17 protein-coding genes and 1 pseudogene are annotated in these 21825 nt (G+C 61.9%); 10 read left to right on the forward strand and 8 right to left on the reverse strand.

Annotated features, from left to right (window positions below):
* Positions 1-9 precede the first annotated feature (9 nt).
* Both cas1 and cas2 read left to right on the forward strand, forming a co-directional pair.
* Positions 10-933 carry a type II CRISPR-associated endonuclease Cas1 gene (gene cas1, locus IL54_RS21520; RefSeq protein WP_037480332.1) on the forward strand — a complete coding sequence of 308 codons (924 nt, stop codon included), beginning with the start codon at positions 10-12 and terminating at the stop codon, positions 931-933.
* A gap of 29 nt (positions 934-962) precedes the next feature.
* Complete coding sequence (gene cas2 / locus IL54_RS21525) at positions 963-1268, forward strand: CRISPR-associated endonuclease Cas2 (protein WP_037480334.1); 306 nt, start codon at positions 963-965, stop codon at positions 1266-1268.
* 173 nt (positions 1269-1441) lie between these two features.
* On the opposite strand, the gene IL54_RS25595 is transcribed toward cas2, so the two are convergent.
* The 5 genes from IL54_RS25595 to IL54_RS21550 all read right to left on the reverse strand — a co-directional run bounded on the left by IL54_RS25595 (position 1442) and on the right by IL54_RS21550 (position 7368).
* Entirely contained in the window at positions 1442-2545 is a 1104-nt protein-coding gene (locus IL54_RS25595) for a hypothetical protein (protein WP_237748986.1), read from the reverse strand.
* 116 nt (positions 2546-2661) lie between these two features.
* On the reverse strand, positions 2662-3546 hold the full coding sequence (locus IL54_RS21535) for a Rossmann-like and DUF2520 domain-containing protein (protein WP_037480335.1): 885 nt from the start codon (positions 3544-3546) through the stop codon (positions 2662-2664).
* Between the two features lie 64 nt (positions 3547-3610).
* A complete protein-coding gene (htpG, locus tag IL54_RS21540; protein ID WP_037480336.1) occupies positions 3611-5497 on the reverse strand; it encodes a molecular chaperone HtpG in 1887 nt (628 codons plus the stop codon).
* 110 nt (positions 5498-5607) lie between these two features.
* Positions 5608-6423, reverse strand: coding sequence for a transglutaminase-like domain-containing protein (locus IL54_RS21545; protein ID WP_037480338.1), 816 nt, complete (start codon positions 6421-6423; stop codon positions 5608-5610).
* Between the two features lie 15 nt (positions 6424-6438).
* Complete coding sequence (locus tag IL54_RS21550; protein ID WP_037480340.1) at positions 6439-7368, reverse strand: transglutaminase family protein; 930 nt, start codon at positions 7366-7368, stop codon at positions 6439-6441.
* 14 nt (positions 7369-7382) lie between these two features.
* Between IL54_RS21550 and IL54_RS21555 the strand changes: the two genes are divergently transcribed.
* The 4 genes from IL54_RS21555 (at position 7383) to IL54_RS21570 (ending at position 12364) form a co-directional block, all read left to right on the forward strand.
* Positions 7383-8153, forward strand: a complete 771-nt coding sequence (locus IL54_RS21555) for an N-formylglutamate amidohydrolase (protein ID WP_037480342.1) — start codon at positions 7383-7385, stop codon at positions 8151-8153.
* A gap of 88 nt (positions 8154-8241) precedes the next feature.
* Positions 8242-9054, forward strand: coding sequence for a DUF1206 domain-containing protein (locus IL54_RS21560; RefSeq protein WP_052027834.1), 813 nt, complete (start codon positions 8242-8244; stop codon positions 9052-9054).
* A 116-nt stretch (positions 9055-9170) separates the two neighbouring features.
* A complete protein-coding gene (locus tag IL54_RS21565; RefSeq protein WP_037480344.1) occupies positions 9171-10679 on the forward strand; it encodes an ATPase domain-containing protein in 1509 nt (502 codons plus the stop codon).
* A gap of 53 nt (positions 10680-10732) precedes the next feature.
* Positions 10733-12364: a response regulator gene (locus IL54_RS21570; protein ID WP_202807689.1), complete on the forward strand. Its 1632-nt coding sequence runs from the start codon at positions 10733-10735 to the stop codon at positions 12362-12364.
* A 31-nt stretch (positions 12365-12395) separates the two neighbouring features.
* Here IL54_RS21570 and IL54_RS22420 read toward each other — a convergent pair whose 3' ends face one another.
* The gene (locus tag IL54_RS22420) at positions 12396-14825 is read right to left on the reverse strand and encodes an MHYT domain-containing protein (protein ID WP_237748987.1); all 2430 of its coding nucleotides are present in this window, start codon (positions 14823-14825) and stop codon (positions 12396-12398) included.
* Between the two features lie 117 nt (positions 14826-14942).
* Positions 14943-16055 (reverse strand): ROK family transcriptional regulator, encoded by a 1113-nt coding sequence (locus IL54_RS21580; RefSeq protein ID WP_037480778.1) that lies wholly within the window; start codon positions 16053-16055, stop codon positions 14943-14945.
* 136 nt (positions 16056-16191) lie between these two features.
* On the opposite strand from IL54_RS21580, the gene IL54_RS21585 reads away from it, so the two are divergent.
* The 4 genes from IL54_RS21585 to IL54_RS25600 all read left to right on the forward strand — a co-directional run bounded on the left by IL54_RS21585 (position 16192) and on the right by IL54_RS25600 (position 21295).
* Positions 16192-18705, forward strand: a complete 2514-nt coding sequence (locus tag IL54_RS21585) for a TonB-dependent receptor (RefSeq protein WP_037480350.1) — start codon at positions 16192-16194, stop codon at positions 18703-18705.
* The gene (locus IL54_RS21590; protein ID WP_037480351.1) at positions 18705-19883 is read left to right on the forward strand and encodes a YdcF family protein; all 1179 of its coding nucleotides are present in this window, start codon (positions 18705-18707) and stop codon (positions 19881-19883) included. The genes IL54_RS21585 and IL54_RS21590 overlap by 1 nt, the downstream gene beginning before the upstream one ends.
* A gap of 16 nt (positions 19884-19899) precedes the next feature.
* Positions 19900-20889 carry a nuclease gene (locus tag IL54_RS25150; protein WP_037480352.1) on the forward strand — a complete coding sequence of 330 codons (990 nt, stop codon included), beginning with the start codon at positions 19900-19902 and terminating at the stop codon, positions 20887-20889.
* Positions 20890-21112: 223 nt separating this feature from the next.
* On the forward strand, positions 21113-21295 hold the full coding sequence (locus IL54_RS25600; protein ID WP_156106335.1) for a hypothetical protein: 183 nt from the start codon (positions 21113-21115) through the stop codon (positions 21293-21295).
* 200 nt (positions 21296-21495) lie between these two features.
* Here IL54_RS25600 and IL54_RS25605 read toward each other — a convergent pair.
* Positions 21496-21740, reverse strand: a pseudogene (locus IL54_RS25605) (alpha/beta fold hydrolase); the annotation flags it as partial.
* Between the last annotated feature and the right edge of the window lie 85 nt (positions 21741-21825).

Consider the following 21825-nt stretch of genomic DNA (forward strand, 5'->3'; position numbering starts at 1 on the left):
GCGACAGACATGGACCGAATCGTCGATATCGCGACCGACGGCCGTCATCTGTCGGCCTATCGCGGTTTCCTGATCGTGTCGCAGGATCGGGAGGAGGTCGGCCGGATACCGCTGGACGATGTCGCCGCGGTCATCGTCCATGCCCATGGCATAAGCTGGTCCACCAATCTGATCGTCGCGCTGGCGCAGCGGGGCGCGATCATGCTGTTGTGCGGCAGCAATCATGCGCCGGTCGCCGTCTGCCTGCCGCTCGACGGGCATCATGCCCAGAACAGCCGCATCCGCGCGCAGTGGGAGGCGGGCAAACCGCTGTCCAAGCAGCTATGGCGGCGGATCATCATCGCCAAGATCCGCTGGCAGGCGGCGATTTTGGAGGCCAATGGCGTGTCTGCCTCCGCGTTCGACCTGCTGGCCAGGCGGGTCGGGTCGGGCGACCCGGACAATGTCGAGGCGCAGACGGCGCGCCGCTATTGGCCTTTGCTGATGGGCGAGAGTTTTCGTCGCGACCGGGATGCGGAGGATATCAACGCCCTGCTCAACTATGGCTATACCGTGCTGCGATCGCTGTGTGCGCGCGCCGTGGTAGCATCCGGCCTGCATCCCTCGATCGGCGTGCATCATGCCAACCGCACCAATGCCTTTGCCCTAGCCGACGACCTGATCGAGCCTTTTCGGCCGCTGGTCGATGGACTGGCGGTGCGGATGGCGGCGCGTGGCATCGATAGGGTGACGCCCGAAGCCAAGCGCGCTTTTGCCGGGCTGATCGCGCTCGACCTGCCTGGAGCGGACGGCGCGACGACGGTGGCGGGTGCCGCCAACCGGGCTGCCCAAAGCCTGGCGCGGGCGTTTCAAAGTGGGCTGGCGACCGACATCATTCTTCCGGCCCCGCCTTCTGCCCTGGAACTGGCCGGGCTCGACGCGCTGCTCCCGTGAGCGCGAGCCAACTGAGCGGATATCGCCTGATGTGGATTTTCGTGATGTTCGACCTGCCGGTGGGCACCAAGGAACAGGCCCGTGCCGCTACCAAATTCCGCGAGTTCCTGCTGGACGAAGGTTTTGAGAAAAGCCAGTTTTCCGTCTATGCTCGTTTCTGCAACGGCAAGGAACAGTTTGAAACCTACATGCGGCGAGTCGAAGCGAAGCTCCCCGATAATGGCGACGTCCACATCCTCAGTTTCACGGACCGGCAATATGAAAATATCGTGCGATTTTCAGGGCAGCGGCGCAGGCGGCAGCGGAAAAACCCCGATCAGCTGGCTTTGTTTTAGCGATTCGGGTCGTTTTGAAGGCGGGCGATCCGTCATTATCGCTTTGGTTTTCAATGCGATAATGACGGATCTATTATAACCGCTCAGAGATCGCGGTCCAGCGGCAACCCAGGAAAAAGTCATAGACGGTTGGCACCGATTATAACCGCTCAGAGATCGCGGTCCAGCTGTGTCTATGGCTGCTTTGGTTGCATGGCCAATCCTGCCAGACCCGTGGCCGCGTCGGTCATGAATAGATAGGCGTCGGTGCCGGGTTGCCGATCCTTGTTGATCGACTTTGCCGGAACCGCGCCGCTTTTGTCCTGATGGGTGGCCAACCATTTTTGCGCGCGTTTTAGGGCGGTTGCAGTCGACGGATCGCCTGTTTCTCGTAGAATGACGGCGACCGATGCGGTGGCGTAGCCGTCGCTTTCCTGTGGCAAACTCGTTCCATCGATGCGCTGCCATGTCGACAGGCTCGGCAGGTTCCAGCCGCCATCCGGTCGCTGGCTTGCCATCAGTTCCGCGAGGATTTCGGTACGTTGCTCTGGAACCAACACATCGTCAAGCTGGCTGTCCGCCCATAGGATGAGGGATCGGGAATAGAGCGATCCGCCGCGGATGCCGCTGCGCAGATAGGCGCGGAGCGCTTCGATTTGTGGCGCAATGGCCGGGTTTGCGGCATAGCCGTCGGGCGCACGGGCAACAGCGAGCGCCGCCAGGGTTGCACCCCAATATGACGCGCTGGTCGATTCAAAGGGTTCGAGGCGGAAATTGAGCCAGGTGAAGCCGCCCTTTTGATCCCCCGTCTTCATCTGGACGCCCCACATGTTGGCGAAGGCCTGTCGCGTATCCGCGCCAAAATGCCCGCTTGCCTGATCGCGGGTGGCGAGGATCAGGGCGTTCAGGACCGCTTCGACGCCGCGGGATTCGGCAGATTTGGGCACGCCGCGCGTCTGATCAGGGTAGAAAGGCTGGACCGCGTCCCACAGATAAACGCGTTTTACCACGTCATCGAACATGGCCATTTCATCGATGCTTTGTCGATGTTCGCCAGATTGTGCGCGCAAAGCGGGCATCGCCAGAACATGCGGCAGCGAGGTATGACATGATACGCAGCGCGTGCCATGATCCCGTTCGAATTTGGGCCATTGCCGCCACCAGGTCAGGCGACTTTCAAGATAGCGGGCGGCCGCTGCATTATCCCAACCAGGTGCCTGCGCAGGCGCGGCCTGTCCGCGCGACATCGCTGCCATCGCGAGAAGGGCGGCAGAAGAAAAAAGCAGCCAGCGGATCATGCAGCATCCTATCAAACATGCGAAAGGATAGGTGGAAGGCCTTCGCAGGCTATGGGTCGAATGACGTAGAAGTCCCTGCGGAATGGCGGTGCGCTGCAATCAGGGCGGTTTTGCGCTCAGTCTTTTTCAAGAAGCGTTCGGCAAGCGGCAGTGGATCGCGGCGCGCCATTGTGCCTGTCCAGTTCGTCCAGGGTTGCCAGCGCCATCGCCTTATAGGGCGGCAGGAGTGTCGGGCATTGTTCGCCCAGCGCTGCGAGATGTTTGGCGATCGTTTCGTCGTCGCCGCGCAGCAGCGGGCCGGAGAGGCCTGCCATGCCGTGATCGAGACTGGCGTCCAGCGCGGCGCGTACCAGGGGGGCGAGGAGTGCCGAGGGTTCGGCGACACCGGCGGCGGCGAGTGCCTGGCAGGCTCCGGCGATCAGCGTGACCAAATGGTTGGCACCGTGGCATAAAGCGGCGTGATAGAGCGCCCGCTGCGCCTCTTCGACGGGCACCATGATGCCGCCCAGCAAGGTTACGAGCTTTTGGGCTGCCGCGTTGGCTTGTTCAGTCGATCCAGTGACGGCGAAGCGGGCGCCGACCATATGTTTGACTTCACGCGTCGGGTTGCCGGTGAAGGTCATGGCGGGATGGATAGCCGCCGTCATCGACGTGGCGCTGCGCAGTGGGTCCAATATGGTCGCGCCGCTGCGCCCGCTGACGTGGAAAATGAATCGTGGCTGGTCGGTGGGTTCAGCCTGTGCCAGAGCGACGACGATGTGTGCGAGGGCATCGTCCGCGACGGCGAGCATGATGAGATCGCAGTCGCGCGCGATCTGGGCCATATCTTCGGTCGCCTGCGCCCGTCCGATGACGGCGACAGCCTCGGCGCATTTCTTAGGGCTCCGACCCCAGATTAGAAGCGGGTCTTGGGAATGGTCGGCCAGCGCGAGGCCGATGGCGGACGCGACCCGGCCTGTGCCGATGATGCCGATGCGGCGGTAGGGCGATGTGCTGACCATGATTGCCACCCTAGCCCAGGGAGGATGGCCCGTCATCGCATGGATGACGGGCCATCGCCATTTGTCAGCCGACCGCGCGGCTCATCAGTCGGTCGAGCCGGTCAGAGAAGGCGCGCGCGTCGGTGGGTTGTTCGCCATCGGCGATGCGGGCCTGGTCGAGCAGCAAATGGGCGAGGTCGGACTTGAGACCATCCGCATCGTCGCTCGACGCCAATTTCTGGATCAGGGCATGACGCGGATTAATCTCCAGCACAGGCAACGCCGCCGTCGGGAGCTGGCCTGCGCTGGCGAGCAGCTTTTCCAATTGCCGGTCCATGCCGCTTTCGGGCGCGACCAGGCATACAGCGCTGGTCGTCAGCCGGTCCGACGCGCGCACATCGGATACGGCATCAGCGAGGGTCGTCTTGGCGAAGGCGAGGAAGTCGGCGACGGCTGCATTTTCCGGCTCGGTGGGCTTGTCCGCGCCTTCGACCAGCGGAATGAGGCCCAGGTCCGCGCCGCCCTGCGTCACCGACTTGAACGGCTTGCCTTCATAATCGACGCCCATGGTGGTCCAGAAATTATCGACCTGATCGGGCAGCAATAGCACCTCGATGCCGCGCGCGCGGAAGCCTTCAAGCTGTGGCGAGGTGGACAGCCGGTCAAGGTCGCTGCCGGTCGCATAATAGATGGCGGTCTGGTTTTCTTTAAGCTGCGCGACATAGTCCTTGAGCGAGCGCCAGCCTTCACCCGATGTGGTGCTTTTGAACCGGGCGAGGCCAAGCAGCGCCTCGCGCCGTTCGAAATCCTCATACAGTCCTTCCTTGAGGACGGGGCCGAAATTTTCCCAGATGCGCTGATAGGCCTCCGCATCATTGTCTGCCAGCTTCTGCAAGTCGCCGAGCAGACGGCCGGTCACGCCTTTCTGGATGGCACCCAGCACCGGGCTGTCCTGAATCATCTCACGCGACATGTTGAGCGGGAGGTCCGATGAGTCCACCAGGCCGCGTACGAACCGTAGATAACGGGGCAGGATCGGCGCTTCGTCGGTGATGAAGACGCGACGAACATAGAGTTTGATATGCCCTTTGCGATCCGGGTCAAACAGGTCGAACGGCTTGGTTTCGGGGATGAAGGTCAGGACCGAATATTCATAGCGGCCTTCGGCCCGGTAATGGACCGTGTGTGCGGGCTTGTCATATTGGCCGGCGACGCTGCGATAGAAGTCGGCATAATCCTCTTCGCTGATCTCGGACTTGGGCTTAAGCCACAATGCGGCGCCATCGGCGATGTCGACGCCTTCCGCATCGGGCTTTTCGAACAGCATGATCGGGACCGGGACATGGCCCGACTGTGCCTTGATGATGCGCTCGACCGTATAGCGTTCGGCATAGGATTTGGCGTCTTCCATCAGGTGCAGGACGACGCGGGTGCCACGCGTGGGCGCATCGGCCGGGTCTACGGGGGCGATGGTGTAAGTGCCCTGCCCGTCCGAGGTCCAGCTGGCAGCCTCGTCCGATCCGGCCCGGCGCGAAAACACCTCGACCTGGCTGGCCACCATGAAAGCGGAGTAGAAGCCGACGCCGAATTGGCCGATCAGTTGCGAGCCTTCCTTGCCCGCTTCGGCGGCGAGGCGCTCCATGAACGCCTTGGTGCCCGACCGGGCGATCGTGCCCAGCGTCTCGCCCATTTCAGCCGCGGTCATGCCGATGCCATTATCTTCGATCGTCAGGCGGTTCTGGTCTGCGTCCAGCAGAACGCGGATGCGCGGTTGCGGGTCATCGCCCAGCAGAGATGGCGTGGCGATACCTTCATAGCGCAGCTTCTCGCACGCATCGGCGGCGTTGGAGATGAGTTCGCGCAGGAAGACGTCACGGTCGGAATAGACCGAATGCACCATCATGCGCAGCAGCTTCGAAACATCCGCCTCGAAAGCATGGGTTTCGGGCGCGGTAGCGGTTTCAGTCGTCATGGCAGGCTTACCCTTTGAATACGTCAACGGCGCGGCAAATGGCGGCTCGTCGTGCATTTTGCAAGATCGGTGCTTGGCCTTTCCTGACGCGGGCGGGGTGGCTCGGCCCCTTACTCTATCGATTGCACTTCATCGGTATGGACGTCGAACCGGACCAGATTGGCGGGGCCGAAAGCGGTAGTCAGGGCGACGTCGGTCGCATCGCGTCCCCGCGCCATGAGGATGCGGCCGATGCGGGGGCGGTTGTGACGGGCATCATAGGTGTACCAGTTGCCGTCGATATAGACGTCGAACCAGGCGCTGAAATCCATCGGCGCATCGACCGGCGGGATGCCGATATCACCCAAATAGCCGGTGCAGTAGCGCGCCGGGATATTCATGCAGCGGCACAAGGTGACAGCGAGATGGGCAAAGTCGCGACATACGCCGCGCCGTTCCTGATAGCCGTTCCAGGCGGTCTTGTCCGACCGGGCATAATGATAGCCGAACTCGATATGATTGTGGACAAAATCGACGATCGCATCGACCCGGTCGCGGGCCGAGGCATAATGGGCGAAATTGCCCCAGGCGACATCCATCAGCCGATCGGTTTCGCAATAGCGGCTGCCAAGCAGGAAGGGCATCACCGCGTCGGGCAAATCCTCGACCGGGATTTGCGGGCCATCGGGGGCGCGCACATCGGGCTCGCCACTGTCTTCGATCACGAAATCGCAGGACAGGGTCACGCCGCCGGGCGGGATCGCGAAGCGGGTGGCGACATTGCCGAACCCGTCCTCGAACTGATAAAGCGGAATATCGGGGCTGGCCATCAACCGCTGAGGCGTGCGCAGATCCTGATGCCGCGAGGGATGCACGCTCAACAGCGCGACCATCGCGGTCTTCGCATCGGTATTGAAGGCAATATCATATCCGCAGCGGATCAGCATGGACGGGTACTTTCCTTAAGCGCCGATATGTCGGCTGTTGATGGCACCATGGTTGGTCGAGGGAAACAGGCTGGGGTCGGCACGCAGCACATCGACCGACACATCCATGTTCAGGAAGCTGCCGGGCGGGCCGAACCATATGCCCGACAGGGGCAACGCCTGATAGGGATCGCGCGCGACGGCGACGCGGATGAGGCCGCGATTGCCGATAATGCCGTTGGTGGGATCAAATTCGACCCAGCCGGAACCAGGCAGGAAGATGCGAACCCAGGCATGGGTGTTGCCGCCGCCCACCACATCTTCGGATCGCGAAGGATTATACACATAACCAGAAACGAACCGCGCGGCGAAACCCAGAGCGCGCACCGCCTCGATCATCAACACGGCAAAGTCGCGGCAGGTGCCCTGGCGCAGCTTGAGCGTTTCTATGGGCGACTGGGTGCCCTTTTCATGGCGGGGGACATAGGTGAATTCGCGCTGGATGCCCGTGGCGATTTCCGTCAACAGCGCGATCGTGCTGGTATTGCCATGATTGCTGACAAAGCTGCGCGCCCAATTATCGACGATGCGTTCGGGATCATGATATTCCCGTTCGATCGACCGAAGCAGGTCGGGCATGTCTTCCGACGAATAAGTGAAGGGAAAGAGGCGGGCATAGGGTTCAACGTCCACCTGCTTCTGCGCGAGCGGGGCATGATCCAATGTGGCTTCGCTATTGACGACCAATTGCGCAGCCCGCGCCTTGAATGTGGCGATGGCGACGGAATTGCCGAAGACGTCATGCAGCCAGCGCAATTCGCTGGGCGCAGGATCGATGTCGAGGCGTGCGGACAGCAAGCGCTGGTCAAATGCCTCGCGAGGGCGCATCATGATGCGATGTTCACCCAGGGATACCGGCTGCTGATAGTGATAGATGGTGCTGTGTCGAATGGTGAGCAACGGCATAAGGTCATGTCCTGATGGCCGGGCGCACGGCAGAAAATCTCTTGGGTCCGGGCGATCCGTTGCCGTTCGGGCTGTTCAACGCAGAAGGCGGCTCCCCGTTCCTGCTGATCGGCGATCATGCGGGGGCGGCTATTCCGGGGACGCTGGGGGATATGGGGTTGAACGCGATCGATCTGGTGCGCCACATCGCCGTCGATATCGGAGTCTATGGGCTTGGCCATGCGCTGGCGCGGCGGCTGGATGCCCCTTTTCTGCATCAGAGCTATTCGCGTCTGGTTATCGATTGCAATCGTGACCCGGCGCATGCCGAGGCGATACCCGCTTTATCCGATGGCACCGTGATTGGCGGCAATGCCGATTTGGATATGGCGGAGAAGACAGAGCGGGTGAGAGCGATCCACCGACCCTATCATCAGGCGATGGCGGACCTGATCACGGCCCGGACGGCCGCAGGACGCGAGACGGTCCTGTTGTCGTTGCATAGTTTTACCCCGGTGCTGAACGGTGATGTCCGTCCCTGGGACATCGGCATATTGCATTGGCAAGGGCGGACGGATTTCGCGCTGTCGATGCTCGACCAGTTGCGGTCGGTTGCCGGTGTCGTCGTCGGTGACAATGAACCCTATGCGATGGATGCCACCGACTATACGGTGCCCTTTCATGCTTTTCCCAACGGATTGCGCTATGCGGAAATCGAGGTGCGGCAAGACCTGATCCAGGATGCCGAGGGGCAGATGCTATGGGCCGAGCATATTGCCAGCGCGGCACAGGGGTTCATCGCTTAACGTTCCGCCTGAAAGACCCGGCCATGGAAAAAGATTCCAAGGGAACGTCCGCACTTACCGCGCATTAGCCTCCCCGATAGGAGGCCTCATGATTTATAGTGACCGTATGACCCTATTCGCGCGCATCGGCTTTGCAGCGCGCGGACTCGTCTATATCCTGATCGGCTGGTTCGCTTTGGATGTCGCATCGACGGGCGGCGAGGTGAAGGATAATCAAGGTGCGCTGGGCAGCATGGTCGATGCGCCGCTGGGCCATGTGCTGCTGGCCATCTGCGCGCTGGGGTTTGCCGGTTACGCCATATGGCGACTGACCGAAGCGGCGATGGACCCGGAAAATTGCAGCCGGACGCTCAAGGGGAAATTCAAGCGGGTGGGCTATGCCATGAGCGGCATTTCCCATGTCATCCTGGCGGTCGCCGCAGCGCGCTTGGCCTTGCGCCAGACATCGGCGCAGCAGGGCAGTCCGGGGGACGCGAGCGCCGAAAGCTGGTCCGCCTGGCTTTTGTCCCAGCCGGGCGGCGTGTTCCTTCTGGTACTGGTTGGCCTGGTTCTCTTTGCGGTTGCCGCGACTCAGGCGATCAAAGCCTATAAGGCGGAGTTTCACGAACTGGATGGCGATACCCCCGCCCCCGACTATGTGCGTTGGATCGGACGCTGTGGTTATGCCGCGCGCGCATTGATATTCGCGCTGATCGGCTGGTTCGTCATTTCGGCCGCGCTGAACCATGATCCCGATCAGGCGGGTGGGCTGGGCGAAGCGCTCAAACAATTGCGGGCACAGGAGGAAGGCACCATCATTTTGAGCGTCGTGGCCTTTGGCCTGGGGCTGTTCGGGGTCTTTAGCCTGATCGAAGCGCGCTATCGCCGGATGCGTGTCGCCAAGCCCGATTTCCTGCGATGAACCACGTGATTTTGGCTGATGTCCGGTCATGTGAACAGCCGTTCATGGACCAAAATCGCGATCAAATCGTTTCTGAAACAACCGGCTCCCTGTGAGCGCAAGAGTTTGAGGACGATATGACGGATCTGGCCACCGATGACCGCAAGGTGACGATTTCCACCGGCATTGCGGACCTGGACAATATTTTGGGCGGCGGGCTGACGGCCAATCGCGCCTATCTGCTGGAAGGAACGCCCGGCAGCGGCAAGACGACGATCGCGCTGCAATTCCTGCTGGAAGGCGCGCGCCAGGGAGAATGCGGCCTTTACATCACCCTGTCTGAAACATCGGCGGAATTGAAGGAAGTCGCGCGCAGCCATAATTGGGTGCTGGACGATATCGACCTGTTTGAACTGGTCAGCGGCGAAGGGCTGGACCCCGACGCGGAGCAATCCATTTTGGAGCCGTCCGAAGTGGAATTGGGCGAGACGATCCAGGGCGTGATGGAGTGCGTCGATCGCATCCGGCCGGTTCGGGTGGTGTTCGATAGCCTGTTAGAAATGCGGTTGCTGGCGCAAAATTCGCTGCGTTATCGCCGCCAGATCCTAGCACTGAAGCAATATTTCTCGCAGCGCCATTGCACGGTGCTGATGCTCGATGATCGCAGTTCCGATCCCAACGACCTGCAGTTGCACAGCATTGCCCATGGCGTCATCACGCTGGAACAAGCGGCGCAGGATTATGGCACCGAACGCCGCCGCCTGCGCGTCGTGAAGATGCGCGGCGTGAAATATCGCGGTGGCTATCATGATTTCGTGATCGAAACCGGTGGTGTGGCCGTCTTCCCCCGTCTGGTCGCAAATGAACATCATGGTCAATATGTCCAGCAGTTGGTTTCCACCGGGCTGGAGCGCATGGACCAGATGTTGGGCGGCGGCATTTCGGTGGGCACCAATTTGCTGTTCAATGGACCTTCGGGCGTCGGCAAGACGACGACCGCGGTGCAGTTTGGCCTGAGCGCCATCGCGCGCGGCGAAAAGGCGGCCTATTTCCTGTTCGATGAAGGACGGCCGACGATGATCACCCGTGCCCGCGCCATGGGCATGGATTTGCAGCCGCATCTCGACAGCGGCGCGCTGACCGTCACGCAGATCGACCCCGCGGAAATGTCGCCGGGCGAATTTGCGAGCTGGGTCCGCCGCGCCGTGGAAGAGGATGGCGTTCGCTTCGTGGTGATCGACAGCCTGAACGCCTTTCTGCAGGCCATGCCGGGCGAGAAATATCTGGTGCTGCAGATGCACGAGATGTTGAGCTATCTGAACCAGCAGGGCGTTATCACCGTCCTCATATTGGGGCAGCATGGTATCATCGGCGAGGTCCGGTCCGACGTTGACCTCAGCTATCTGTCCGACACGATCGTCCTTTTCCGCTATTTCGAGGCCAAGGGCGAAATGCTCAAGGCCGTGTCGGTCGTGAAGAGCCGCACCACGCCGCATGAGGCGACCATCAGGGAATATCGCCTGGGCCGCAACGGCATTACCGTGGGCGAGCCGCTCAAGGATTTCGACGGCGTTCTGACCGGCGTGCCCACCTATAGCGGCAAGACGCCCTTGCTGGCAGCAGAGCCGGCGGCGAGCGAGACATAAGGATGGAAGATCGCATCCTTGTTCTGGCGCAGAGGGGTAGAGACGCGGCAGTGATGGAAACGCTGTTGGCGAAGCAGGATTATGCCTGCACGACCTGCACCGATGCGCGTGCGCTGAGCGACGAGCTGGTTCAAGGCGCGGCTACCGCGATCATCACCGAGGAGTCGCTGGCCGGGGCGGATCGTAGCGCACTCGACGCCTGGGTCGCGCAACAGCCGCCATGGTCGGACTTTCCCTTCATCCTGCTCGCCACGCGGCGGGCCGGGCATCGGCCCCGCGACGCCATGCTTGTGCTGGAGCGGCTGGGCAATGTCATCGTGCTGGAGCGGCCCATCCATAGCGAGACGCTGGGCAGCGCTGTGCGGTCTGCGATGCGGGTGCGGCGACGACAATATGAGGCGCGCGAGCGGCTCGCCGCGCTGCAACTGGCCGAAGAGCGGCTGACACACCTCAACGCCAATCTCGAAACGCGTATTGCCGAGCGCACGAGCGAATTGTCGCGCGCCAACAATATGTTGATGGAGGAAGTGGCCGAGCGCGAGCGCGCGCAGACGGCGCTAGTCCAATCGCAGAAGATGGAAGCGGTGGGCCAGTTGACCTGTGGTATCGCGCATGATTTCAACAATCTGCTGACCGTCGTATCCGGTAACCTCGAAATGATCGAGCGGCGGAGCGACGACGAAAGGATATTGCGCCACGCCCGTTTCGCAGCGGAGGCGACCGATCGCGCGGCGAAGCTGACGCGCCAGCTTCTGGCCTTTTCGCGCACCCAGCAATTGGCGCTCGCGCCGCTCAGCCTCAATGCGCTGGTGGAGGGCATGAGCGACCTGCTGGCCCGGACCATCGGCCCGCGCATCGACCAGCGACGGTCGCTGGCGGCGAGCCAGCCCTGGGTGATGGCCGACATGCATCAGCTCGAACTGGCCGTGCTGAACCTGGCGATCAATGCGCGCGACGCGATGCCGGAAGGCGGCATATTGACGATCGAAACGGACGCCGGGCCCTCTGCACCGGAGGGCGTGAAGCCCGGACGCTATGGTGTGGTGCGGGTGCGCGACAATGGTGTGGGGATACCCCGACCGATCCTGTCCAAAGTGTTCGACCCCTTTTACACGACCAAGCCACTGGGCAAGGGCACCGGCCTTGGCCTGAGCCAAGTCTTCGGGATCGCCCGGCAGTCAGGCGGGATCGCGCAGATCGACAGTGTGGAGCAGGAGGGTACCACCGTCAGCATCTGGCTGCCGCTCGCCGAGCAACCAGTGGTCGATACGGAGTTGGTCGCGCAAATCTCGCCGTCGGACCGGGTCCGTGCGAAGCTCAACATCCTGGTCGTGGACGATGACGAAGGCGTGCGCCGGTTCGTTGCCGAAGGACTTGAGAGTTTTGGCTATCATATCACGCAGGCGGCGTCCGGCGCGGAGGCGGTGACGATGCTGGATGCCGAGCTTCCAGACGTGATGATCGTGGACTTTGCGATGCCGGGCATGACCGGGATCGAACTGGCAGAAGACGCGCGACGCCGGGCATCCGATCTGCCGATCATCATGGTGACGGGCTATGCCGAAGAAGGCGTGTCGGCGGACACGAGCCTGATCACCCACATAGTGCGCAAGCCCTTCAAGATCGATGCGCTCGTAGGCGTGCTGGACATGTCGACGGGCATGTTGGCCAGCGCGCCGGATTGAAGGTTTGGGCCGGGGTGCCGGTTTCCGGCCGTCAGGCGACGCTGTCCAACGGTCGGGACACCAGCAGCCCCTGCATCGCGGCGAGCAATTCATCGATACGGAACGGCTTGCGCAACATGACGGCATTGCCGCCCGTGACGGAATCAATGGCGTCAGTATCGGCAAATCCGCTGGCGAACATGACGGGCAGCGACGGGCATTGCTGTGCGATCCGGGCGGCGAGTTCGGCGCCATTCATACCCGGCATGGCAAAGTCGATAACGGCGATGTCGAAGTCCTGCGCATCGAGCTTGATCAGGGCGCTGGCGCCATCAATCGCCTCGACCACATGATGGCCATGGCTTTCCAAGGCGCCCGCGACGATGGTCCGCACGCTGTCATCGTCATCCACGAGCAATATGCGCGCCGCGTCTCGCTCCGCAGCAGGCGCAAGCGCGGCAGCGGGCGACGCGGCGATGGGCTGCCACGTCGTGCAGGGGAGTAATACGCGAACGGTGGTACCTTCGCCCAAGATGCTTTCGAGGCGGACGGTCCCGCCCGCCTGTCGCGCGCTGGCATAGATTTGCGCGAGGCCAAGGCCCGTGCCCTTGCCCACCGCCTTGGTCGTGAAGAAGGGTTCCATGGCACGACGGCAGGTGACTTCGTCCATGCCCGTGCCGGTATCGCGCACGGCGATTTCGACATAGTCATTGTCGGCGATTTCGCTGTCGCCGCTGACGGTGCGGACATGGGTAGAGATGGCCAGCGTTCCGCCATTGGGCATGGCATCGCGGGCATTGATCGCCAGGTTCAGCACCATCATTTCCAGCTGGGTCGCGTCCGCCAGGACCGGCACGGGATTTGGGTTGAGCTGAAAATCGAGCCTGATCATCGGCCCCAGGGTACGCGCGAGCAGGTCGTGCAATGGCCGGATAACATCGCAGACCAGGAGCGGTTGAAGCTGGATGCGTTGCGCGCGGGCGAAGGCAAGCAGTTGCGCGGTCAGCTTGGCACCGCGTTCGGCGGCGTCGAGACCACCCTGGGCATAGCGACGCACACGATCGAGGTCGTCGGGACGGCGCAGGATCAGGTCATAGGCCCCGACGATCGCCGCCAGCACATTGTTGAAGTCATGCGCCATGCCGGACACGAGCTGGCCGATGGCTTCGAGTTTCTGGCTGTGCAGCAAGGCTTCCTGCGCATCGCGCAATTCCCGCGTGCGCGCCTCGACCCGTCCTTCGAGCGTCGCATTGAGTTCGCGCAACTGTTCCTCGACCGCGGCGCGTTCGATGACCAGCCGGGTGCGTTCGGCGATCTCCTCCATGAAGGCGGTATCGTCCCGCTGCCAGGCGCGCGCGTGGCGGTCATTCAGATAGACGATGGTTTGCAGGCGGCCGTCGCGGATGAAGGGGACGACGAGGATCGCGCGGGTATCGACCGATTTGGCGTCCGCGTGGAGGCGGGTGTCATTACTGAGGTCAGAGTGAAACAGATCATCGATGACGACCGTCTGCCCTGCCTTGAGCGCGGTGACGATTTTCGGCCCGAAGGTCTTGGCGGGGTAGCGGCCCAGCAAGGGCGGCGCAGCCCCGTCGGTCCAGCAGATATCATAATGGAAGATGTCCTCGACCGGGTCGAGTTGGCCATAGCCGGTACGGGCAACGCCGAAATGCGCGCCCATGAGCGCCGCGACCTCCTGTAAGGCTTCCTCTGTATTGCGGCCACGCAGCACGTCGGCGATCTTGAGGCGCAGCGCGATGCGCGCCTCCCGCCGGGTGATATTGCGGAACAGCCGTTCCAGCCCGGCGGCACCCAGTGCCAGCAGCAGGATCAGCACCGTCACCGCGCTGATCAACATGGCCAGATAGGTTTGTCCTAGGTTTCCGCCACCGCCGGTCATGGTCAGGCCCGTCTTTGCGGTGAAGATCGCCGCGCGCATGCCCGCATAATGCATGCCGGCGATCGCCACACCCATGATGGCGGCCGCGACCAGCCGATGCGACAATTGATGATCGCGGGCGGCGAGCCACATAGCAGCCGTCGCGGCCCCGACGGCGATCAGAACGGACAGCAGCAGCCAGAATGGATCATAGCGGAGCGTTGCCGCCATGTGCATCGCCGCCATGCCGAGATAATGCATGCCAAGCACGCCAGCGCTGATCAACAGGCCCGCCACCGCCAAGCGCAGCGGTGCCATGGCCGACCGGCTCAACATCCAGAATCCGGCCCAGGTGAAGCCCAATGCCAGCGCCAGCGACAAGAGGGTGAGCGCGAGGTCATAGCGCATCACCATGCCCGGCATGGTGAAAGCGAGCATGGCGACGAAATGCATCGACCAGATGCCGCCGCCCAGGGCAATGGCGGCGGCCGTCACCCACATATGCTGCATCCAGCCGGTCGATGCCCGCATGCGCGTCGCAAGGCTGAGCGCCGTGAACGATGCGAACATGGCGATCAGGATCGACAGGATAACCAGAGACATGTCGTGGGTGCCGCGCATCATCATGGGAGTGCTAGTCTCACAGCCCGACAAACAGCGCAATAACATGGATTTTCATGCCGACCCAAAACGTCCGGTCGCGGCCATTCTTATGTTCCGTCAAATTTCTGCCGACAACGCGTGAATGGGCAACAGCGCCGCGCCCAAGGTGATGGGCGAACTGCCGAGATTCGAGACCTGCACCGGCGGCCTGCGATGATCGAACATGGTGACCAGATGGGCGCTGCGCAGGCGATCGGCCAGGCCATCGAGAATGGCGCGCGGCAATGCCCCCGCCAGCATGATCGCGCCCGGATCGAACCAGGCAAAGGCGGAATTGCAAACGATTTCCAACTGCCGCGCGGCGCGGTCGAGCCAGGTTTCGATGATCGGCGCCTGGTCTGTGGCATCAAAATCGATTTCGGCGACGGAGGAAATATCGCACCCGCCTGCGCGCAGGACGGCGAGCAGGTCGAGCGGGCTGGGACGCGGCCGGTCACCGGGAAACAAGGCCCCGATCTCGCCCGCCGCGCCAAATTGCCCGCGCACGAGGCGGCCGTCCACGATGACGCCAGCGCCGATGCCAAACCCAAGCAGCAATATGACCATGGAGGAAAAATCGCGGATGAGGCCGCCGAGATAATATTCAGCGATCGCCGCGGCGTTGGCGTCATTTTCGATCCACAAGGGCCAGCCCATTTCGGCTGAGAATATGTCGTGCAAGGGCGCGTCCCGCCAATCGGGCAGGACATCGACCACCGCCCAACGGTCGCCCGCCAAGGACAGCGCCGGGCCAGGGACCGCGATGCCGATGCCCAGCATCCTTTGCCCCAGCAGGCCATGGCGATCGACCAGCATATGGGTGATGCGGCGGATCTTGTGCGCGAACGCCCTGGGATCGATCGGCTCGGTCGCTTCATGATGGATCGCGATCGTGGTGCCGGTGAAGTCCACCAGCGCGATCTCGATCAGCCCCTTATGCGCCGTCGCGCCGACCGCATAGCCGCCGCGCGGAGCGAGGCGGAGGGGGATGGCGGGCCTGCCCCGCCGCTGCACATCGACGTCGGGCATTTCCTCGACCAGCCCGAGCGCGAGCAGATCGCGGGACAGCCGGGTCAGTGCCGTGCCGCTGATTTCCAGCGCCGCCGACAGCGCGGATCGCGACAGCGGGCCGGACTTGCGCAGCCGTTGCAGGATGCGGCGCTGGTCCTTGTCGATGGAGGGAAATTGCATGGCCTTGGCCCTCGTCATACCGGCTCTGTCGCACGATGAGCGCCGCGCTAGGCGGATTTATTTATTTTCACAACAATAATTAAAAATGTCATGTTCATCGACCACGGGCCGCTCGACCACCACAGAGGGGCTTTTCATGATCAAGACCGTTTTTGCCACCGGCACCGCCCTTGCGGCGCTGTGTTCCACCTTCCTCACGCCCGCCTTTGCGCAGGATGCAGCCCCCGCCGAGCAGGCGGCCGAACTGGGCGGCGAACTGAACAGCGAACAGGGCGACATCATCGTCACCGGTTCGACCCGCGCCCAGCGTCGCTTCGACGTATCCTATGCGATCAACACCATCTCGGCCGAAGATGTCGAGAAGATCGCCCCCGTCAACTTCGCCGATCTGATCGGCCAGCTGCCCGGTTTCCAGACCGAAATCACCGGCGGCGAAGTGCAGAACATCTATCGCATCCGCGGCCTGCCCAATGATGGTGGCTTTGTCAGCTTCCAGCAGGACGGCCTGCCGCTGTTCCACGAAAATGATGGCGTCTTCTTCCGGGGCGACGCGATCTTGAAGCAAGACCTGATGACCGACCATGTCGAGGTCGTGCGCGGCGGCCCTGCCCCGGTCTATGCCAGCTATTCGGGCGCAATCATCAACGCGATCACCGTGACGGGCAGCGATACGCCGCGCGGCAAGGCGCAGGTGACGCTGGGCGATACCGGCCTCTATCGGCTGGATGCCTATCAGGCCGGACCGCTCGGCGAGAATACCTATTATGCGATCGGCGGCTTCCTGCGCCAGCATGACGGCTATCGCGACAATGGCTTCCCCAACGACAAGGGCGGCCAGATCCGCGCCAACATCAAACATGATCTGGACAATGGTTCGATCAAGCTGAGCCTCAATTATGTCAACGATCACAACGTTTTCTACCTGCCGATTCCTACGGCGGACCCGCGCGACCCCAGCGTTTCTCTGAACAAATATATCGACTTTTTCGAAGGGACGATGAACTCACCCGCGTTGCGCAACGTCAATCTGAAATATCGCGATGGCGCAGGCGTGATCCAGAGCGGCACCAGCGGCCTGGCTGATGGCCGCCACATGCAGATGATCAATATCGGCGCGCAATATGAGGCCGAGTTCGACGGCTGGCTGGTGTCGGCCAAGGCCGGTTACACCCAGGGACAACTGGATTTCACCGCTTTCTATTCAACCACCAATCCCACGACACTGACCGCCTTCCTCGATTCCGGTGGCGCCAACAGCATTCGCAACCGGGCGAACAGCGCGTTCGGGACGGCCAGTCGGTTAGGCCTGACGCTGGCGGGGACCAACACCATCTATGACCCCGACGCCGCCTCCGGCCTCATCATGCAGGGTCAGTATCGCGATATTCATTCCAAATATTATTCGGCGCAGGGCAATTTCTCGGTCGCCAAGAAGTTCGAGACCGGCATTGGCAGCCACGACATTAAGCTCGGCCTCTACACCAGTGCCTATGGCGAAAGCAGCCGTACCACTTTTCAGAACTATCTGATCGAAGTGGCAGGCCAGCCGCGCACGCTCGACCTGGTTGCCTATAATGCGGCGGGTGCGGAAATCGGCCGTGTCACCGACAATGGCGTGCTGAACTATGCCGCGACGCTGAGCCAAGGCGATTCGGACGCGACGATGTTCGCGCTTTATGCCAACGACACCTGGGAGATCATTCCCGGCCTGCGCATCGACGCGGGCGTCCGTCATGAACGCTACAGCTATAAGGGCTGGGCCGCGCTGACCGAGCAGGTCAATCTGGGCGATGCCACGACATTGGCCGACGACACCACGCGCGGTTTCACCGGCGTCATCGTCAATTCCAAGCGGAAGCCCAACGTCACCAACTGGACGGTCGGCGCCAATTACGACTTCAGCCAGAATGTCGGCGTCTATGGCCGCGCGTCGCATCTTGAAACGCCGCCCAATGTGCAGACGGTGATGAGCATCAATCCCACGATCATCACGACAGTCGCCGACCAGTTCGAGGTCGGGCTGAAGCTCGCTTCGGGTCGTTCCTACCTCTATGTCACGGGCTTCTACACCAATTTCGATCCGCTCAACGCCTCGTTCCTCGCCTTCGACCCGACGACGGGCCGCAACGATGTGAACATTCCCTTCATCGGCGAAGCGCAGGTGAAGGGCGTGGAGTTCGACGCGTCGGTTGCGGTCACGCCGTGGTTCTCGCTCAACGGGGCGCTGACGATCAGCGATCCGAAATATAAGAATTTCCAGAGCGCGACCGGTGCCGACCCGGAACAGGCCGAGGGCAACCAGATCGTCCGCCAGCCGAAAATCTATGGCAATATCCGTCCGAGCTTCGACTTCCAGACGGGCGAAACGGATATCTCGGTCTATGGTCGCTATACCTATATGGGCAAGCGCTTCGTCGATCTGTACAACAACACCGCCCTGCCCGCTTATGGCACGATCGGCGCGGGTGTGACGGCGCGCCATGGTAGCTGGCAGATGCAGATTGTGGGTGACAATCTGTTCAACGCCCATGGCCTGACCGAAGGCAATACTCGTACCGACTCGCTGAGCGGCCAAGGCAGCGCGGAAGCCATTTACGGTCGGCCGATCTTTGGCCGTAACTTCCGCCTCGTCATCAGCAAGTCCTGGTAATGATGCGCACCGTGGCACGGATGGCGACCCTGTTCGCCACTATGGCTGCGGTTGCGATCGCGACGGTCCCGGCACAAGCCGGGGCCGTTCGCGATGTCGTGACCGAACGGCTTTCGCAGCGGCTCTTTCCGCTTTTCGACGGGATGGCGCGCGACCCGACCGCTGTTCGGACACTTGTTTCCAAGGCGGACATCGCTGCCCTGTTGGACAGTCGGCAGCGGCGCGTCGCTGGCTGCGCGCAGGATATGTTCTGCGTGGCGCAGGCGCTGATCTGGACGGAAACGGACATCGACGCCGTGGCCAAGTCGGTGGCTGCGCCTGCTGGCCTGACCGCCCCCGATGATGGGGTGGCCGCGCAGGCCAAGCGCGAGATGGAAGGCATCAACATCATCTTGCGCACCTATGGCCTGGGCGCGCCAGCCGCCTATGCGCAGATCGACGGGGCCGGCACGATCGATCCGCAAGAGCGCCAGGCGCGGCTTCAGGCCGCTTATTGGCTGTCACGCACCCCACGCGACACATCGGCGCAGGCGCTGGACCCCAGCATCGACTATGCGCTGGCGCTGCTGGACGGTAGCGATCGCGCCGATGCGATCGGTTTCGAACCGCTGACCGGTGGCGCGAATGCGGCCGCCATGGCGCGCGCGACAGGTCTCGATTGGAGCCGCTATCGCTATTCCGCATTGATCGTCACGGGCGTCGGGCCGGAAGTGCCGGACATGGCGATCAGCCCCTTTGGCAAATATCATCTTCGGCTGGCCGCCAGCCGCTTCGCGCAGGGCGACGCGCCCTTTATCATCGTGACCGGAGGCAAGGCGCATCCCCGCGCGACCCGCTTTGCCGAGGCCGAGCAGATGCGCAACGCGCTGATCGACCGCTATGGCGTGCCGGCCGACGCGATCCTGATCGAACCCTATGCCCGGCATACGACCACCAATTTGCGCAATGCGACACGCCTGTTGATGGCGATGGATGCGCCGATGGATCGCGATGCCGTGATCGTCTGCGACCCCGGCCAGAGCGCTTCGATCGAAAGCCCGCAATTCGCCACGCGCAACCAGCGGGAGCTTGGCTATCAGCCGGGGCAAGTCGGTCGCCGCCTGTCGCCAACCGAATTGCTGTTCCGCCCCTCCCGCGTATCGGCGCGGATCGATCCGCGCGACCCCCTCGACCCCTGATTTCGGAGTTCAGACGATGCGAACCCTCCTCCTTGCCCTCACCACGATAAGCGCACTGGCGTTGCATCCGACCGCCGCCCATGCTTGGGGCCAGACCGCCCATGCCGTGATTGATCGGGCGGCGATAGAGGCCATTCCGGAGGATGGGCCGGTCTTCCTGCGCAAGCATGTCGATTATATTGCAGCCTCGGCCTCGCTGCCCGACAGTTGGCGCGGAGACGCGGAGAATTTCTCCAAGATGGAGGAAGACCCCAATCATGGCTGGTTTCGGGAACAGTTCACCTTCGTAAAACCCATCCCGCGGTCGCGCCATGAATTCGTCCTGGCGCTCTACAAACAGTATGAGGCGATCAAAGATAGCGACCCGCAGACGGCGCAGCGAACCAATATACGCTGGACCGGCACCCTGCCCTATGCGGCGATGGAAGCCTATGAACGGTTGATCACCTGCATGCGCTACGTTCGCAAGGCCCAGGCGGAGGGCGGCGATGCGTCGATCCCGGAACAGCATTGCGCTTTTCAGGTCATACGGCTGGGCCATTATATCGGCGATGGGGCGCAGCCGCACCATGACTCGATTCATTCCGACGGATGGCGCGGCGACAATCCCAAGGACTATACCACCGACCGGTCCGTTCATGGCCGGTTCGAAAGCCGGTTCGTCGACGGGATGGGCCTGACGGTAGCGGACATCGCGCCGCGCATCGGGACGCCGCGCCGCCAGAGTGGCGACATGTTCGATGCGGTGCTGGGCTTTCTGAACGAAGCGGGCGACCTGGTGGAAAATCTGTACAAGCTCGAAAAGCGCAACGGCTTTGCCGATTTTGCCGACAAGGATGTGCGCGCGTTCGTCTATGACCGGACGAGTGCCGGCGCCGCGATGCTGCGCGACATGCTGTGCCGCGCCTGGGCCGAAAGCGCGACGCCGCCCGCCAAAATCACACCCTCGCCGCTCGACGCCAACAATCCGCGCTTCAACCCGGAAACCGGATCGGCACCGAGCTGAGCGGATTTCACATTCATATCGAACACTATGCCATCAATTGCAGTTAAAGCGTGATATTATTAAAACGATTTTGCCATATTCGATATATTCATTAACTAATTTGGCGCATCATTCTGACAGCGTAATAATCTGACAGCGTAATAATATGTCTTCGGATATGGGGTTAGATATGAGGGGGTGGGATTTTTTCTACTTTTCGCGCCGCAGCCGAAAGCAGCGATCAATGGCTATCACCGCGCATTCTCCAGAATGCGAGATGACATATTCTCTTTTAGCGGAAGAATATGCGGACCAGGCCTCACTCGCGATGGTCTGCGAAAAGGCGATCGCGGCACCGCCGTCTAGCACCATCTTTGCTGGTCGCCTTGAACGGTTCCGCAGATTGATGAAAAAAAGCCTCGTCTAGCGCGGACCGTCCTTGATCATGGAAACGACACCATGCCAATCCGACTGGCTTGGACGCCTCGATTACAGCGCTGATAAATGCCATCCTACTCCAACAACAGCCGATTTGCTGGAGATAGCTGCGCTATAACGCAAACATCGGATGATCCAATTCAAGCTGTCGGTTGGCATGGCCTCTCGAAGTTACCAGGTAAGAGGATGCACATAGCGCGCAACTTCGCCGCTGCCGGTCGAATGACCGATGTAGACAGCATCCTCAAACCGAGATGTTCGACGACGGCAGACCCATCCGCAGCATAATGGTCCATGTTGTGCCCCGTGGCGACCTGCGCCGAACGGCCAGGACCGCAACGATCATGCGCGACAAGGCGATAGTTATTGGCCAAGAAAAACAACATCTGCGCATCCCAATCATCCGACGACAAAGACCAGCTGTGATGGAACATGACCGGCTGCGCGTCCTTTGGACCCCAGTTGCAGTTATTTGCCGGTTGCCGACCGAACGACCCGACCTGGTCGGTGGAGCGTCTG

It is taken from the genome of Sphingobium sp. ba1 (genome assembly GCF_000743655.1).
Classification (GTDB): domain Bacteria; phylum Pseudomonadota; class Alphaproteobacteria; order Sphingomonadales; family Sphingomonadaceae; genus Sphingobium.